This is a genomic window from Paenibacillus sp. IHBB 10380 (assembly GCF_000949425.1).
Taxonomy (GTDB): Bacteria; Bacillota; Bacilli; order Paenibacillales; family Paenibacillaceae; genus Paenibacillus_AQ.
Window position 1 is genome coordinate 2,428,875 of sequence record NZ_CP010976.1, and the last position, 16,986, is coordinate 2,445,860.

Annotated in this window: 15 protein-coding genes; 4 read left to right on the forward strand and 11 right to left on the reverse strand. The window is 40.0% G+C overall.

Annotated features, from left to right (window positions below; genetic code table 11):
- Positions 1-157 precede the first annotated feature (157 nt).
- From UB51_RS10465 to UB51_RS10480, 4 genes are all read right to left on the reverse strand, one after another.
- Positions 158-3,358 carry a bifunctional cytochrome P450/NADPH--P450 reductase gene (locus UB51_RS10465; RefSeq protein ID WP_044877246.1) on the reverse strand — a complete coding sequence of 1,067 codons (3,201 nt, stop codon included), beginning with the start codon at positions 3,356-3,358 and terminating at the stop codon, positions 158-160.
- Between the two features lie 235 nt (positions 3,359-3,593).
- Complete coding sequence (locus UB51_RS10470; protein ID WP_144406998.1) at positions 3,594-4,673, reverse strand: AI-2E family transporter; 1,080 nt, start codon at positions 4,671-4,673, stop codon at positions 3,594-3,596.
- A gap of 20 nt (positions 4,674-4,693) precedes the next feature.
- Positions 4,694-6,115 (reverse strand): sensor histidine kinase, encoded by a 1,422-nt coding sequence (locus UB51_RS10475; protein ID WP_044877247.1) that lies wholly within the window; start codon positions 6,113-6,115, stop codon positions 4,694-4,696.
- Positions 6,093-6,800: a response regulator transcription factor gene (locus UB51_RS10480; protein ID WP_044877248.1), complete on the reverse strand. Its 708-nt coding sequence runs from the start codon at positions 6,798-6,800 to the stop codon at positions 6,093-6,095. Before UB51_RS10480 ends, UB51_RS10475 begins: the two co-directional genes overlap by 23 nt.
- A 237-nt stretch (positions 6,801-7,037) precedes the next feature.
- Here UB51_RS10480 and UB51_RS10485 point away from each other — a divergent pair, with 237 nt between their 5' ends.
- Positions 7,038-7,385, forward strand: a complete 348-nt coding sequence (locus UB51_RS10485; protein ID WP_044877249.1) for an Asp23/Gls24 family envelope stress response protein — start codon at positions 7,038-7,040, stop codon at positions 7,383-7,385.
- Between the two features lie 109 nt (positions 7,386-7,494).
- Here the strand turns inward: UB51_RS10485 and UB51_RS10490 are convergent, their stop codons facing one another.
- Together UB51_RS10490 and UB51_RS10495 are read right to left on the reverse strand one after the other, a co-directional pair.
- The gene (locus UB51_RS10490; protein WP_044877250.1) at positions 7,495-8,037 is read right to left on the reverse strand and encodes a hypothetical protein; all 543 of its coding nucleotides are present in this window, start codon (positions 8,035-8,037) and stop codon (positions 7,495-7,497) included.
- A gap of 96 nt (positions 8,038-8,133) precedes the next feature.
- Positions 8,134-8,550 carry a hypothetical protein gene (locus UB51_RS10495; protein ID WP_044877251.1) on the reverse strand — a complete coding sequence of 139 codons (417 nt, stop codon included), beginning with the start codon at positions 8,548-8,550 and terminating at the stop codon, positions 8,134-8,136.
- Positions 8,551-8,708: 158 nt separating this feature from the next.
- On the opposite strand from UB51_RS10495, the gene UB51_RS28230 reads away from it, so the two are divergent.
- The 3 genes from UB51_RS28230 (at position 8,709) to UB51_RS10505 (ending at position 11,666) form a co-directional block, all read left to right on the forward strand.
- On the forward strand, positions 8,709-8,864 hold the full coding sequence (locus tag UB51_RS28230; RefSeq protein ID WP_160297253.1) for a hypothetical protein: 156 nt from the start codon (positions 8,709-8,711) through the stop codon (positions 8,862-8,864).
- Between the two features lie 262 nt (positions 8,865-9,126).
- Entirely contained in the window at positions 9,127-10,557 is a 1,431-nt protein-coding gene (locus UB51_RS10500) for an MFS transporter (RefSeq protein WP_044877252.1), read from the forward strand.
- A 263-nt stretch (positions 10,558-10,820) separates the two neighbouring features.
- Positions 10,821-11,666 carry an alpha/beta hydrolase family protein gene (locus UB51_RS10505; protein WP_044877253.1) on the forward strand — a complete coding sequence of 282 codons (846 nt, stop codon included), beginning with the start codon at positions 10,821-10,823 and terminating at the stop codon, positions 11,664-11,666.
- An 11-nt stretch (positions 11,667-11,677) separates the two neighbouring features.
- On the opposite strand, the gene UB51_RS10510 is transcribed toward UB51_RS10505, so the two are convergent.
- The 5 genes from UB51_RS10510 to pssA all read right to left on the reverse strand — a co-directional run bounded on the left by UB51_RS10510 (position 11,678) and on the right by pssA (position 16,951).
- Positions 11,678-12,874 (reverse strand): Ger(x)C family spore germination protein, encoded by a 1,197-nt coding sequence (locus UB51_RS10510; RefSeq protein WP_052675858.1) that lies wholly within the window; start codon positions 12,872-12,874, stop codon positions 11,678-11,680.
- On the reverse strand, positions 12,867-13,970 hold the full coding sequence (locus UB51_RS10515; protein WP_044877254.1) for a GerAB/ArcD/ProY family transporter: 1,104 nt from the start codon (positions 13,968-13,970) through the stop codon (positions 12,867-12,869). The genes UB51_RS10510 and UB51_RS10515 overlap by 8 nt, the downstream gene beginning before the upstream one ends.
- 26 nt (positions 13,971-13,996) lie before the next feature.
- On the reverse strand, positions 13,997-15,736 hold the full coding sequence (locus UB51_RS10520) for a spore germination protein (RefSeq protein ID WP_044877255.1): 1,740 nt from the start codon (positions 15,734-15,736) through the stop codon (positions 13,997-13,999).
- 186 nt (positions 15,737-15,922) lie between these two features.
- A complete protein-coding gene (locus UB51_RS10525) occupies positions 15,923-16,408 on the reverse strand; it encodes a DedA family protein (RefSeq protein ID WP_044877256.1) in 486 nt (161 codons plus the stop codon).
- 21 nt (positions 16,409-16,429) lie between these two features.
- Positions 16,430-16,951 carry a CDP-diacylglycerol--serine O-phosphatidyltransferase gene (pssA, locus tag UB51_RS10530; RefSeq protein WP_324607761.1) on the reverse strand — a complete coding sequence of 174 codons (522 nt, stop codon included), beginning with the start codon at positions 16,949-16,951 and terminating at the stop codon, positions 16,430-16,432.
- Positions 16,952-16,986: the final 35 nt, after the last annotated feature.

Sequence of the window (16,986 nt, forward strand, 5' to 3'; positions counted from 1 at the left end):
TCTATTGCTACAATTCCAGACAAAAAAAGACAGCCCCCTTAGTGTCGTGACTGTCCCAATCAGGTATTCAGTTAACGGTAACCAAAATTTAGAATCCTCACACTGTCTTATCTACATCTTTAAATCATGCTTCACGCTTTGTTCCTCACCAAATCCATCAAATCCCTGCCCACACATCCTTCGCATATCGCCCTTCATTCTGAAGTCCATCCAGCCATGCTTTGGCTTCTTGTTCATCTACGGTGTGGACCTCTTGATAAGCCTCTTGTAATGTCTTCTCAACATCTGGTGCCATCTTACTGCCATCACCACATATATAAAGTCGGCCGTTATGATCCAGAATGTCGATTAATTCTTCCTTATTCTTGTTCATTAGATGTTGCACATACGTTTTCTCATCTTGTCCCTTACGGGAGAAGGCCGTATGAAGTGTAACTACACCATCCCGTTCATATTGTTCAAGCTCTTCGCGGTATATGAAGTCGTCTTCGGTTCTGCATCCAAAGTAAAGATGGGCAGCGCCGAGTGTCTTGCCTTCCTGCTTCAATGCAGCGCGAGCCTGTAAGAAACCACGGAATGGCGCTACACCCGTTCCTGGACCTACCATGATAATGGGTGTCTCCGTATCTTCTGGAAGCTGGAATCCAGATTCCGGCGTTCTAACGAACATGACGATATCATCTCCGGGCTTACGATCAGCAAGGTAGTTGGATGTCACACCACGATATTCGCCGTGACCGCTCCAAGCCGGACCTTGTACGACTGCAACCGTAATACTCGATCGCTCCGGCGTAAGACGCGGTGAGCTGGATATGGAATAATATCTTGCTTTTAATGGTGGTAGCAGCTCCAAGAATCGCTCAAACGACATTTCGCAAGCTTCATATTTTTCAAGAATGTCGAGCATGGAGATCCGTTTCTTCAATACTTGCTCCTTGTAAGCTTCCTCCTCAAGCAAAGCTTCAATTTCATGCTTATGTGGAGGACATACGGTAACGACCATCAGTTCACGGAGTTGCGCACGAGTTGCCGCTTCCTGTAGTTCTACGCTATGGCTGAGCAAATCATATAGACTCACAGGACTATCCAAAGGAAGATGAGCCGAGCTACGCCCACTCGCCTTCACAACCAATTGATCGTTACCATTCAATCCGAATCGTCTTAAGACTCTATCCACAATCTCTCTGCTATTGCTAGGTAATACCCCAAGGTGATCTCCTTCTTGATACGTTACCCCTTCAGGTAAAGTGATCTCAATATGTCGAGTACTTCTACCTGTATTGACTAATTGGAGTTCATTGTTTTCCGTAACTGTAGCGTGTACGGCTTCATAAGATTGAGCAAGCGGTGCCCCTGCTAAGCCACTTACAAATTGAACAGTCAATGAGCTGCGCTCTTTGTCCATCTTCTCATTGAATTTCAGTTCGAAAGCTTCCATTACGTCAGGCCACAAGCGATCTCGCCAGTCCTCCAACTCCTTCTCAAAATCTCCACTTGCATCTCCCTCTCCACGTAGAGAGAGTCTTCTAGCTCCCTTATCAGCAAGTTGCTTATCGATAAATTTCGGCACATCTTGATACGTACTGGCCCAATTTCGATCTCCACAACCGAATACTACATAATTAACACCTTCCAGTTCACCTGGTTCCACCCTTTCAAGCCATTGCACGAACTCACTTGCATTACTAGGTGGCTTGCCGTTATAAGAGGCGGTAACGATAAATACAGCTGCCCCTTCTTTCGGTAATTTCCCTATTCGGTTGTTAAGGGTGTCCACCTCACTTCTGACACCATAGAAACGAGCGGTATCCGCCAGTTCGCGGGCAATACCTTCGGCTGTACCTAAGTTAGATCCATAAAGAACTAACAGCGACAAGTGACTTGCTCCGATAATTGAGACACTTTGTGGTTCCTGATTGGTTCGATTGTCATCTTTGCCCGTGCTAGATGATTTGTCGGCTACAGACATATTCAATTCCATCGGCTGTCGAGAACGAACATGTATTGTGAAATTATCCGGTTTGAGGGTTAATGTTTCCTTCACTTTAAGCTGATAATGAGTATGATCTATCAACTCGAAATGTTTAAGTACCATCCCAAGCACGAGTACCGCTTCATGTAATGCGAATTGCTGTCCAATACAGGCCCGTTGTCCGTTACCGAAAGGTTTGTAAGCATCCTGTGGTACTTGGCTCTGATCCTCGAATCTCTCGGGTCTGAAATCCTCTACATCATCCCCCCATGCATTCGTATCGCGATGAAGCTTAGGGATTAGAACATTCACACTTTCCCCCTTCTTCAGCGGATATCTCCCAGCAAGGATCGTATCCTCTTTGGCAAATAGAGAAAAGGCTGGCGCGGTTGGCCATAAACGTAAAGTTTCACTCAAGATCATTCGAATATATTTGAGATCAAGAACCTGCTTATAAGTTGGGGTTGAATCCGTTAGAACACGGTCCACCTCTTCATAAGCCTTATGTAGCTTATCTAGATTATTCAGAAGATAGTATATTGCAAAAGAAAGTAAACCACTCGTTGTTTCATGTCCAGCTATTAAGAAGGTAATAATCTGATAGCGAATATTCTCATCATCAATACCTTCACCTGTTTCAGGGTCTTTATTATTTAACATTCGAGAGAGTAGATCCTCTGCGTCTTGATTCCCACTCAGTCTACGCTCAGCAATAATGTTATCCACTAGGGAGTTGATGGCCTCGATATCGCGCTTGAACTGACGTTTTGTCATAGGCATCAACTTATCTTGAATCCCTAGACGGGTCAGCTGACTCATCGCTTCATCTAATGCTCTAACCATACTAACAATAAAAGGATGGGGCTGATCACGATAGAAGCTATTAAAACGATAATCAAACCCACATAAGCCGATCGTATCAAGTGTAAGACGGGTCATATCTTCCGGAACATTGACGCTTTCGTCTGGATTCAATCGTGCCCACTTTTGGACAAGTTGTACCGCAATATCAACCATCATGTTGTGGTATCCCTGCATCGCTCTTTGACTAAAGCTAGGTAGAAGGATGTTATGTGCCTTTTGCCAATTGGGTTCCTCTGTAGCGCTTGTAAACAGCCCATCTCCTGTAAAAGCACTGACCTTCTGCAAAGGGGCCCACACTTTTTTATCAAAACGAGACTCATCGCACGCATCAGCCACCAAATCTTGATCGGAAATGTAAATCTCGCTTCTTCCCCCTGGATAATCCATTCTGAAAATAGGTCCGAACTCATCTGCCAGTCTGACCATCGACTGAACGGGTTCCTCTATGTTCAACTGGGGTAAATTCCCGAGTGGACCGAATGTTTTGGGTTGAGGGATTTGAGGATTCTTGTTGTTGTCCATTACACTAGTCCTCCATTATATTTATTCTATGCATCTGTCTAATTCACAAGTTCAATGAACCATTCATGCTCTTATTATGATTTCCATCTAAGGGATTTTTATTTACGTACTCATGATTTACCCAATTCAATCTTCATTGACGCAAAAAAACCTTCAGCGTCACTATATTAGTGGCACGGAAGGTTCTTTCATGTTTATTTTAAATTCAGTCAGACCACATCGCTAGGATCAACCTTTAAGCATCTTCCCATTTATGTTTGAAGAACAGTTGATACACCTTAATAACTACGATTTTGACAATCATATATCCGGGAATAATGACGATCATACCGATGATGCCAAACGCATCACCACCCACTAAGACCAATATGATCGTAGTAAGTGGGTGAATATCTAGCTGTTTGCCGAAAATATATGGTGATATAATATTATCCTGAATTTGTTGTGCGACTAGAATAACAACTAAAGACCAAATGGCAACGGAGGGCGATTCGATCAAGCCAATAATAACAATCGGTACGGAAGACAGAATGGCACCAATAAAAGGGATAAAGTTCATTATAATGGCTACCACAGTCAGCAAAAGCGCATAAGGCAGACCTATAATAAGGAATCCAATGTACATGAGTACGCCGAGTGCAACATTGACAACAACCCTGCCCACAATGAAATTGCTAAGAGCATGATCAATATCTTGCATGACCTTATTACCTTCTTCACGGAAACGTTTAGGCATAAAACTAACAATTTTCTGACCAAATTTCTCGCCCTCCTTCAACATATAGAATAGAAGGATCGGGAAGGTAAAGAGAATGACCGCAAAATTGGAGAAAAAAGAAAACATACCTGCTACGTAATTAGTCAAAAATGATAATCCCTTGTTCAGATATTCAGTCAATTGAGATAACGGACTCACTCCTTCTGGAAGAATGACCGACAGAATTCCGTTCTGTTCCAGTTCTTGTACCTGCTTACTCAACGCATTGAGCAGATTCGGAGCATTATCCATTAAATTATAAAATTGAGTGCGTAAAGAAGGCCATACCCCAATGATAAAAAGGACGAGTAGGATTGCTATAACTAAATAAATAATTAGAATAACCAAAGACCTGTTTAATTTAGGGCGTTCCATCCAATTGACCAGCGGGCGCAATAGGTAATAAAAGAAAGAGGCCAGCATTAATGGAACCATAACAACAGTTAATAACGAAAGTAATGGCTTAAAAATAAAATCAACAAGCGACCCCAAATAAATAATAGCAAATACTAAAATAACAGCGATACACATTTTGATAAATCGGTTCAATGAGGTCAAGATGTTTCCTCCAATTTATGTTAATTCTTCTTCAAACGAATGGTGAATAACGTTACTTCTTTACTATGTTCACGCAGTTCAAGTGTTCCCCCCATTTTTTCTGTATTTCTCATCGCAATAGATAATCCAAGCCCTGTACCTATATTTCCCGTTCTTGACTCATCCCCACGGACAAAGGGCTCAAACATTGTACTTCTCAATTGCTTAGGAATACCTACACCCGTATCAGCAATTTCTATGACAACATCATCGTCAAATGATATTAATTCCAGACGCAAACAGGTTCCTGTTGGATTATGGGTAAGCGCATTAGCAATTAAATTGCGGATCACACTGGATAATAATTCAGAGTCATATACAGCATAAACACGTTCGTTGGGTATATTCAACTCTAGAATAAATTTTTTCTGTTCAATATCACCATAGATATCAGCCACGACTTCACGCAGGAAATCATTCATTTCATTACGTTCAATCTTCACAAGATAATCCGGTGAATCTGTCTTCAACAAGTCTAACATATTATGAATCAGTCTCGTAACTTGAATGGATTTATGATAGATATAACTCAAATAGCGCTGCTGACGTTCGTGATCTTCAACACGACCTTCATATAAGGCTTGAGCAAATCCCTGAATACTTGTAATTGGCGTTTTTAAATCATGTGATAAATCCACAATTAAGCGCTGTTTACTTTCTTCTGCATGCTTCTTTTCAGCAGATGTTTCTTCAATCACACCTGCCATATAGTTAAATGTGTCCCGAATTTGGATGAATTCTTTCTCTGCTTCCAAAGAAATACGCGTACTATAATCGCCTTCAATCATTCGATTTAGACCTTTGGATATTTGGTTGAGGGGTTTATTAATACGCCGTGCTACCCAGTAACTATAGACAAAAATGAGCAATAGCATGAGCCCTATCCATACAAATAAATACAAATAAAACGGGGGCACCGATTCGGAATTAGATTGTACATCTTGTACCGTTATCCCAACATTCTCCCGTGGCATTTTCAGAATTAAATAACGTGATGTCTCATTCTGGTCTAGAACAGCTAAAGAGTAATAATAAAGTTGCTCACTACGATTCTCAAGCTGCGCCAACAACTCACTTTCAGAATATTGATTAAGGTCGTCTTGTTTTATCCCTTGTACCTTGATAACGCGACGTTCCTCATCGAGCTCTTCTAACCAACCGCCGCTCTTCACAAGTCGATTCGTTTCTATTAAATCCTCGGTATCGTTCACATAGAATTTAGCTTCGAATTTCAAATCCGGATCAAGAATCCGGTCTGACTTAACCCTGAAATCTAAATCCACCATCACGATAATGAAAATGCCTGCCATCAATAATAGCAACAAAAAATTGAACCAAAAAAAATCGAAAGTGAGTGAGGTTTGTAACTGTCTTTCCCCTCTATAATTCCATAGGCGCTTCAATTTTGTACCCCAATCCTCTGATTGTTTTTAAGTATACCGGTTGCTTGGGATCTCTTTCAATTTTTTCTCGTATATTGCTAATATGCATCATAATCGTGCTATCCTCATGAGCATAATAGTCTTCCCAGACGGATTCATATATCTTTTTACGTGTAAAAACACGCCCCGGTTGTTCTAGCAATAAGCTAACGATCTTATATTCTGTTGAAGTTAGTAAGACCTCCCGACCGCTACACATGAGCTTGCATTGCATTCGATCAAGTATGAGTTCACCAATAATTACCTTCTCGTTCTCTTGCGGTTGTGTGCCCACCGCATCGAAGTGGTAGACTCTTCGCAGTAGCGCTTGAGCACGTGCAACAACTTCTAGCGGATTAAATGGCTTGGAAATATAATCATCTGCTCCCAATCCAAGACCTAGAATTTTGTCGTGATGTTGACTCTTAGCAGATAAGAATAGCACAGGTAACTGATGGGCTTCTCGAATTTTTTTAATTAATTGCAGTCCATCTATACCGGGCATCATAATATCAAGGATAGCCAGGTCTATTTGGCGGCTTTGTACAATCGATATCGCTTCAAGCCCATCCCTTGCTGTAATCACCTTATAATCTTGCTCTAAATACAATTGCAGTAATTCTGTTATTTCCGGTTCGTCATCAGCAATCAAAATGTTATAAAGCATATTCCCGCCATCTTCCTAAGTTTCCCATTATGAAAATATAAGCAAATCATAAATAGATATTGAATAATCATTATACTGTTGCAATCTAAAATTGTCTTAAGTGTAACCTAAAGATTGTCTAAAGATTCGTTAAAAACCGTTGATAAACGACTTTATTCCTAATTATTTTAACAGAATTTGCTTTTAGGCAACAAAGGCATTTAAGATAACATTATTATAGTCAAAGGAGTCCATAACATGAACAACCAACTTCAAGTTAATATCGGCAACATTTTAATTGCTAAAGAAGTGATTGCAAAGATCATTGGAATAGCTATTCAAGAAACACCTGGCATAGCAGGCGTGCTAGCGGGGAAAAAATCTGTCAGTAGTAAAAATTTTTATAAAGCAGTAGATATAAAACTGAACCAAAAAGAGGTGGAGATTGGTCTGCGTGTGATTATCATGTATGGAATCTCTCTTCCTGAAGTTTCTCGATTGCTTCAGGCAAATGTGAAAAAGGCAGTTGAAGAGATGACAGGACTTCTCGTAGTAAACGTTTCTATCGACATCGCAGGACTTGCTTCTAAAGAGGACAATATATAAAGAGTCGGATGACAAATTAAAATCACTCTATCAAGCAAGTATCCAATTAACAATAGAATCCCGACCCCATAATAAGGGTCAGGATTCTATTAGATTATGAGCCACATAATCATTCTGCATCATCCATACTGTGTATAGTCTTCCAGCGATGATTGTACTTCTCCAGCTTCGGATGTAACGTGACTGGCTCTGATGAAAGAATCAACCTAATCTTTACAATCCACTCCTCAAAAGAAGTAAAGGAAGCAAATAAGTTAGCCATCTCTGGTGTTAGATACAAGAAATGTGGCGCCGGATACATATGGGTCAAATGACGAAGAGCAGATTCTATGGGTGTATATTTTTTACGTTTACTTTCCCATCCTTCCATAACAACAACGGAATGATCTAGCCCACTTGTCCATAAGTTCAGCCGCTTCTCACGCTTGTAAAGTGCGCTTACTTCATCTTGTGGGGACATACGTCTCAACGTCTCTTCGTGAAGTGGATATAGAACGAGCTTCGTGAAGGAATGCTTCATTGTCGTCTGAAGTGCAGCTTCTAACTCATCGTCTGTCGTGTGTTCAAAAGAGTCGTAGAACACCAACGTTCCCTTACGTTTCTCTATCGGTGGCACATATCCATACGGTACAGTTTGTATATTACGTGTCATTCTGACTTCCCTCCTACCTGTAACGTATACCTCTAGTGTGACCAACAATACATGAAGTATAACAAAAGGCATCTTTATAATAAACCATATAATGGATTATGATTTAACAGAATAACAAAGCATAAATGAAGAGACAGGCACTAGAATCGTACAGAATACGGCAATAAGCATCGGATCATTGGAGTGCATCCCCAGCATTGGCCCCATTAACCCTGACATGATTCCACTGGTTACTCCCGCTACCAATGTCTGATAATCAATAAGCGAACCGAATAGAACTCCAATAAGGACAGCAAGTAAAGTCGTTGCAATCGTAACCACAGACGAACTTTGATGATATTGAGCTCCGAGGACCGCTCCTATGGCCAAACCATAGACACCGCTTGTTGTCATCGCAATATTCATGCCTAAGTGATAACCAATAATCTTCCTAAGTTTATTTAGATAAATGTAAGCTATCAGACCACTCCCTATAATAACCGCCAAGAACACCCACCACATATTTCCAAGCATCAAATTCCCCCTTTTACATTAACATTATGCTATTAGGGCACCTAACCATTCTTCTTTATGCAAAAAGAGCAGAAGACAGAATTTTTTAGGGTGGTTACTTTTTTATTCATATAGATTATAATTGCAGAATAACTAAGTGAGAAAGGAGGCAAAAAGCGATGGAAAATGTGTTCATACATGTAGAGTTTGGAAAAAATATGAAAATTTCTGGAGATGTGGTAACTATGGGGACCCGTCTGCCCTTTTATAAGCAAATATTTGAAAAAAAATCATATGAAAATAACAACCGGAAGCTTTTTGCCACTTTATATTAATATGTGCAAAAACGAATGTACCTAATTAGTTTGCAATTAAATGCAACGTAATGACTAGGCGCCGGTTCTATATACGGCCCCTTTTTTTTGTGTGCTAAAGGTGAAATTTATAAACAATATAATACAAAAATGGAATCAAGTTAAACAAACCTGTGTTTAGTTTAGTAGTACAAATTAAAATAATTATGGGGTGAGGATTTTGGTGAAATCCATAGATTTAGCCTCCTAAAATAACAACACACAATTTTAGGAGGTAAACATAATGAAATTTAATATAAAATCTAAAGAATTTAGAACATCACAAAAACAAATGTCTACAAGGCTCTTAATGATGATACTCGTTCTATCTTCACTTGTGGCTGCTATAACGGTTGATATAGTCAATCCAGTTCTTCCTCTTATAAGCGAAGATTTAGAAGCCTCGAAAGCTCAAGTTAGTTGGGTGATAAGTGGTGTAGCACTTGTACTTGCTATTGGAGTTCCCCTTTATGGCCGTATGTCGGACTTCTTTGAGTTGCGGAAGCTGTTCTCTTTTGCCATTTTGATATTGGCGATTGGAAGTCTTATCTGTGCTCTTGCTCCTAACCTTCCCTTATTGGTTTTGGGACGAATGGTTCAAGGGGCTGGAATGTCAGCTATACCCGTTCTTTCAGTCGTCGCCATTTCGAAGGTTTTTCCAAAAGGACAACGAGGGGGCGCTCTGGGCACCATAGCAGGATGTATTGGTGTCGGAACAGCTGCGGGTCCGATTTTTGGAGGAGTGGTCGGTCAATTTTTAGGTTGGCAATCTCTGTTCTGGTTCACGTTTTTGTTGTCCATAATTATCGTTCTTGGTGCACTTTATGCGCTACCGACGATCACACCGACGGTAGCGGATGGGAAGCATCGAAGATTTGATCTCATCGGTGGGGTTTTGCTCGGACTTACAGTAGGTTTTCTTCTTTTTGGCATAACACAAGGAGAGACGGTGGGTTTTGCTTCGTTCTCTTCGTTAGGTAGTCTAATTGGCTCTCTATTGGCTTTGTTAGGGTTTATCTGGCGCCTTGTCACTGCAGAGAATCCATTTGTACCTCCTGTCCTGTTCAAAAATAAGTTTTATGTGAATTCGGTCATTGTAGCCTTTTTTTCTATGTTTGCCTATTTCTCAGTTCTTGTTTTCGTTCCATTGCTAGTCGTAGAAGTGAATGGTCTCTCCCCTGGAGAAGCGGGAATGACACTATTGCCGGGAGGTGCGGCTGTGGCGATTCTTTCGCCTTTAGTTGGTCGTATTTCTGATCGGGTGGGGACTAAACGTCCGATTATTGCAGGACTAACAATAATGGGAATTTCAACTCTATTCTTATCGACATTTGCTTCTGGAGCTTCTCCCTTTTTGGTTTCACTGGGAGTCCTAGGCGTAGGTATTGCTTGTGCGTTTACGAATTCCCCCGCCAATAACGCTGCGGTAAGTGCGCTTAGGAAAGAACAAGTCGGAGTAGGAATGGGAATATTTCAAGGTGCCTTGTACCTTGGAGCAGGTACAGGAGCTGGAATTATTGGGGCATTATTATCAGCTCGACGAGAAGCTGATAACTCCATAAATCCCTTATATGTGCTGGACGCTGTATCATACTCAGATGCATTCCTAGCAGCGACAGCCGCTGTGATCATCGCCCTGATAGCCGCACTCGGGTTGCGTAGCGAAAGTCAGTAGTAGCATAGCCATTTCGTGATTTTGTTATTGCTTTAGATACTCCTCCGTAGTCAACACTTTGTTTTTATGGAACATAAAGCCTAGTTTTTCGGTGTTAAAATCGAGAAACTAGGCTTTTTATATTTAACTATCTTAGGGTTGTAAATTTCACAAGAAAGAATTGTTCATATTGAATGGTTAGAACGCTATGTTGTCTCAACTATTATGTATTAGGATATACTTATATCGTACACAAAAAAACTAGAAATAGAGGGCATTACATCATGATGTTTCATATAACGTACATATCAGAGGGGTTGAAGGTAAAGGGATATCTTTGCTTACCTCATGGCTACAAAATCCCTGTGTCGGATTTACAGACATGCATAGAATCGTTCTATCCTTCCGTAGAATTACCCATAACCCAGCTCGCGAGCTCTATAGAACCAGACAAGCAAGATATCAAGAAGCACAAATGGCCAGTGCTTATGTATTGCCGTGGTGGCATTGGACGAGTTGGAAGTGTCAAGACACAGTGGCTTGAGCAATTTGCTAATTACGGACACATCATCTTTGCGCCTTCTTATCGTGGAACAGAAGGCGGTGAAGGTCGAGATGAATTCGGTGGACAAGATAAAGAAGATGTTTTGTCTGCTTACCGTTTGATAAGTAGCCTTCCCTTTGTTGATCCAGATCGAATATCCGTAATGGGCTTCTCACGAGGAGCCATCAATGCAACTCAAACGGTTACCGATATCACTCAAGTTAACACATGTATCCTGTGGAGTGGGGTGTCCGACCTAGCACAAACCTATGAAGAACGTGTTGATTTACGTAAAATGCTGAAACGCGTCATCGGAGGATCACCTATGAAGGTTCCAGACTCTTATCATGCCCGTTCCCCTATCGCCATGGCTGAGCAAATCCGATGTCCTATTCTTATTATTCATGGTACGCAAGATACTCAAGTTGACTACAGTCAAGGCCTACAGATGGCTAACAAACTTCAAGAGGTCGGTGCAAATGTTACGCTACATAAATATGAAGGCTTAGGACATCATTTCCCTCTGGCAATTCATAAAGTAGCCATAGAACGCATGTTTGAATGGATAAACCGCTCTTCAACATGATTTATTCAACCTTACTTCGCTGAGGAACCGAAATCTGTAATTTTCAAGTTAACATCGTACGTAATATCTGACTGACTAAAAGTCTCGTCCCACTCCTTTTTAACCTTTTTCCAAACCTTAGGGTGTTGTATGCGAAGTTTATCACGGAATCCCGCAACATCCACACGGTAATCCTCTTGCAACTTATGAACAGTTTTATGTAACGTATCTTTTAATTCTTGTTCGAAATAGCCCTCTGCTTCTTTCAAAAATTCGTTGTCTGTAGGAACTTGTTCTGTATCCCAGTTCTCAATTAACCGACCTTCAGATTGTATACTCACATGAAAAGAGATATCGTTTCCTTGTACCTTTGATTTAATTTTGGTTTTTGCAGATTTGATTTCATAAGCAAGAACTTCACCCGACTTATCATACGCTTTGATTACCCCACCTTTTATTTCTCCCTTAATCCAAGTCAGTCCTTCGACCTCGTGCTCATTTAAAGTTCCGATCCATTTATTAATTTTCCCTTTAATAATACCAGCCCCAGCGAATTCAGTTTCCCCTTTGGCAGAAACCAGATTTTGCAAAACAAAACTTGATCCTGAGTTCATGATTCCATCTAATTTAGTAAGAATCATAGGTGCCAATATTTTATTGTTTCTAAATTGATTCTCTACCATACTTCTGAGATGGAACGAGGGAATGTCTCCGGATTGACTTGAATTTAGAGCTTCGCTAGCTTTTCCGTCACTTATTAATACAAGACAACTGGGTCTAATATCGTTATCTCGCAAAATAAATTTTAATAGCTTGTCTAAATCCATTTTACGCGAAAGCTCAGAAGAGATTACAATAACTTTCAAATGATGTCCGATAATGGGGCGATACCGCCTAAGAGAATACTGACGGTATAATTGAAAGATCGAATCTCCTGTTTCCTCTGTGTTCAAATACATCGAGGAGGATTTTGAAGAGCCCATTTGTTGTTCTTTTTTCCCTTTAAGAACAGGTACAGTTTGGATCGTTACTGTTATGAGGTCCTTTTTAGGATAACTATCGCCTTCTTCAGCCAATTCTTGTTCTAATTCAGACTCCTCGCCAACATCAAGTGCTAGCCCTACGTTAACACTCAGATCTTCAATCTCCTTATTACCCCAGCATCCAGTTAGACAGAGTACGAATAGGATGGAAAGTGCAAATAAGAAATAGCGTTTCATGCTATTCATCTTCCTTCACAGCTCCTTTTTTGAAGATTTTTGTAATTAGGAGAAGGAGTACAGGCAATAACATGAACAAATAAGACATAATTCCAATGAAATCACCAAAATTAAATACTTCATTCATATTTTTGGGTAGCAGTGCAACGATGAATATGATCGGAATCAGGCCGTACATGAAAGGTTGAATATTTTTTTTCGATAATTGAGCCAGACCCAACGATGCCACATAAAAAGAAATCGTATATGTCGAGAATATTTGCATGATCCAAATAACAAGCAAGAAGAACTCAAATCTTTCAAAGAGGAGACCCGTAATTTCAAAACTTCGCATGAGATCAAGCGTTGGCCAAGTACTTCTTACGACTCCATCAACAGACAATGCACCCACAACCATAATAAAAGTGATTATGTACAGAACTAGAGGTATTGAAGTACCTATAATCATTGCCTTTACGCCTTTTTTGGGATATTGCATAAACGCCGGAAGAATGAACATGATCTCATAGCCTATAAAAACAAGTGTTGTTGATCTCAACCCCTTAAGGACAGGAAAGATTCCCTCTCCTAACACAGGACGTAAATTATCAATATCAAATATTCTACTACTCAAAAACAAGCAAATTAATAAAACAACGATCGTAATCGGTAGTATAATCTCAAACAATCGCGCAATTGAATTGATCCCGCTCGTAATTAGATACAATCCAATCCACATGAAAGACATAACAATTGCCCATATAGGTGTACCTTCAAGTAAATAAAGCATAGTTACTTCAGCCATCACTCTGATCTGAAACGCAGATATAGCAACAACATAAAGGATCATCAGCGTGCTCAAACAACTACCGATCCAACTTCCTACAATTTCTTTTACGAATTGATAAATGGTTTTACCAGGAAATTGCTCACACAGTTTCACGATACATATTCCTGCGAGCATAATGATCAACCCGCCTAAAATTATTGATATCCAACCATCTGCAGATTTAACTCTCTCGGTTAAAGTTCTTGGAAGTGTAAGAACCCCAGATCCAAGCATATAGCAACTAATAATTACTATTGTTTGTGCCGTTGTTATCTTATCATCCGTCCGGGTAAACACAGAATCCTCCTCCTTTCCGCTCCCATTTATTTTTTACGGTCAGAATCCTTAGTCTTCATCATGAGCGGTCGGCGTTTCATCACCTTAAAGGGCAAACGAAATATAAAGTCTTTCCAATCATCTAATCTGTATGGAGCTGCAGGACTAATGTACGGCACTCCAAAACTTTTCAGCTTCACTAAATGGCTGAATAATAACAGAAAAAACAAAATTGTTCCATAAGCACCTAAAACAGCGGCGCAGAACATGGCCAGAAAACGTAATAATCGTAGCGTTATTCCTGCACTATACGTCGGAATGGCAAATGAAGAAATAGCAGTTACGGCTACAACGATAACTAGAAAGGGACTAACTAGACCCGCATTCACAGCTGCATCACCAATAATTAGACCACCAACGATACCCATAGCAGGACCTATAGGTTTCGGTAATCGGACTCCTGCTTCTCTTAATATTTCAATGGATGTTTCCATAATTAATGCCTCTATAAGAGATGGAAAGGGTACTCCTTGTCTCGCTTCAATAATAGACATAACCAACTTCGTAGGAATAAGCCCAGGGTGATAAGAAATAAACGATATATACAATGCAGGAGCAAATAAAGCAAAAAATGTTGCTAGAAATCGTAACATCCGCAAGAGCGTACCCGGTATCCATCTTTCATAATAATCCTCGGGTGACTGTAACAACATACTAAAGGTTACCGGCACAATCAGTGCAAACGGACTCCCATCCAGTAAAATTGCAACTCTCCCTTCCAACAATGAGTTAATGACTCGATCAGGTCGCTCGGTATTTTGAACTTGTTGAAACGGACTTAAAGTATTATCCTCAATCAATTGTTCTACATATCCTGACTCTGGTAAATAATCCATATTTATTGCTTCTATCCGGCGTTTAATTTCCTCCAGTAAATCGGAATTAACTATATCCTTCATATAAGCAACGACAAGATCTTTCTTCGCACGTGACCCTACTTGAAATTTAATCATTTCCAAACTTTCATTCTTACCATGACGTCTTAGTAAAGCGGTATTATCGCTCAATATCTCAGTAAACCCTACACGTGGACCTCTTAATAGCCCTTCTGATAGAGGTTCCTCTATACTTCGTTTTTTCCCCGTTGCTGTACCTAGAAGTAATACTTCTGCTATTCCATCCATGAGCAGTGCTGTAGATCCCATCAATATATCCGAAACTAATTCCTGTAGATTGAGAGCCTCACTTATTTGACTAACAGGAAGCATTTTATTTGTAAGATACGTTTTTGTAATCTTAGTATCTTCAGATGACTTCTCCGTTTCTTTCTTTTCTTTAGTTTCTTTCATTTCCTTCTTTTCTTTCGTTTCTCCCGTTTCTTCCGTTTCTTCCGTTTCATCGATCATCAAAGACTTCATCACTTGAATCTCAATAAGATCTTTATCATAAAGTCCTTCGACATATATAATAGCTGCCTTTTTACCAGTAGCCATCGTAAACTCTCTAAAATGAACATCACAATTTTGAGCTATCCTTTTCTTAATGGACGCTAAGTCTGTTACATATTTACCTGTAAACGGGATATTATCTTCTGCCTCAGCCTTCCCATTCTCAGGTGTATTCTCTTCAGATTTATTCTCTGTTGGGGTACCCTCTGAAGTTCGAGTTCCCAAAGCAGACTGAAGCCATTTAGATGTAAAGTAAATAATTATAGGAACGATCAAGATCACTAGAGCTTGAACAAAAACTAACCAATCCGGAATATAAGAAACAATTGTTTTCCACATATACATCATCCCAACAGCAACAAGGCCAGAATTGACATGAAAGAGTCATGTCATTAGTACAATGTAGTGTTACCATTACTCTCCAAAAAATACAAAAAGTTTTTACTCCATTAAAAAACGCCTATCCGTCAGCATTTTGCCGATTCGAATAAGCGCCTCATCCATTTACTCAAGCGTCATATATAATCACATAATAACCCCAATATAATATCCAATAGAAATAAAAATCAAAACCCAACTTAATCCGCTTAATCCCGCTACAAATAAATATTTCTTGAAGGGCATAACGCTAATACCAGAAATATAAAAGGTAACTTGTCTTATTCCAGGAATAAAATAACCTAACACAATGGCCCAAGGCCCGAATCGAACAAACCAGTCTTCTACTTTATTGAAGCGTTTCGGTGTCATACCTACCCATCTACCATATTTATTAAATAGAGGTTTACCTACTTTCTTACCTATCATGTAGCTAATCGTCATCCCAGTAATTGCTCCCGCAAAACTTACCAAAACAGACATCAGAAAATTTAGCGCCATTGTGGAGATCAAAAAGCCTACAACCGTCATGACAACCTCGTCAGGTACTGGAAGGCCAACAATTCCAATAGCAAGCAATATATAAATAGCTAAATATCCATATTGTGTTATGAATTCCATGGCCCACTCCATCATGTGCCCCCTTACCCTATATCATTTTTTGAAAGATGGGAATGGTATACGACTAATCATTAAACAAGATAGTAAACAAACGATAATAATCATCATCGTCGTATGAACGTACGCTCCCAATACCGAAACACCAGCCAGTATGACGCCCGCGGCTGTAATAGGTAGTCCAATAAAACCTTTCGTTGCTGACTCTTTGGGCTGAATATTGAATCTTGCCAGACGTAGTGCACCACAGACTGGAAAAATAACAATAACTAATTCACTCATCCGCGGCATGTCCTGCAAGTTATTTAGAAACATCAGAAATATAGGTGCTACTCCAAAAGAAATGACATCAGCAATAGAATCTAAGTTTTTGCCATATTCGCTGCTCACATGTAGTAATCTCGCTAGTAGACCATCTAATACATCCCAAAATGCCGCAATCATCACCAATACAAAAGCAGCGATATATTCTCCGTCAATGGTCAACTTCAATGAGATTACCCCTGCAGCGAGATTCGCTGCGGTGCAGGCAGAAGGCAACCAAAATAACTTCATCATTCTCGACTCCTTATCATGAATCCCATTATACTACT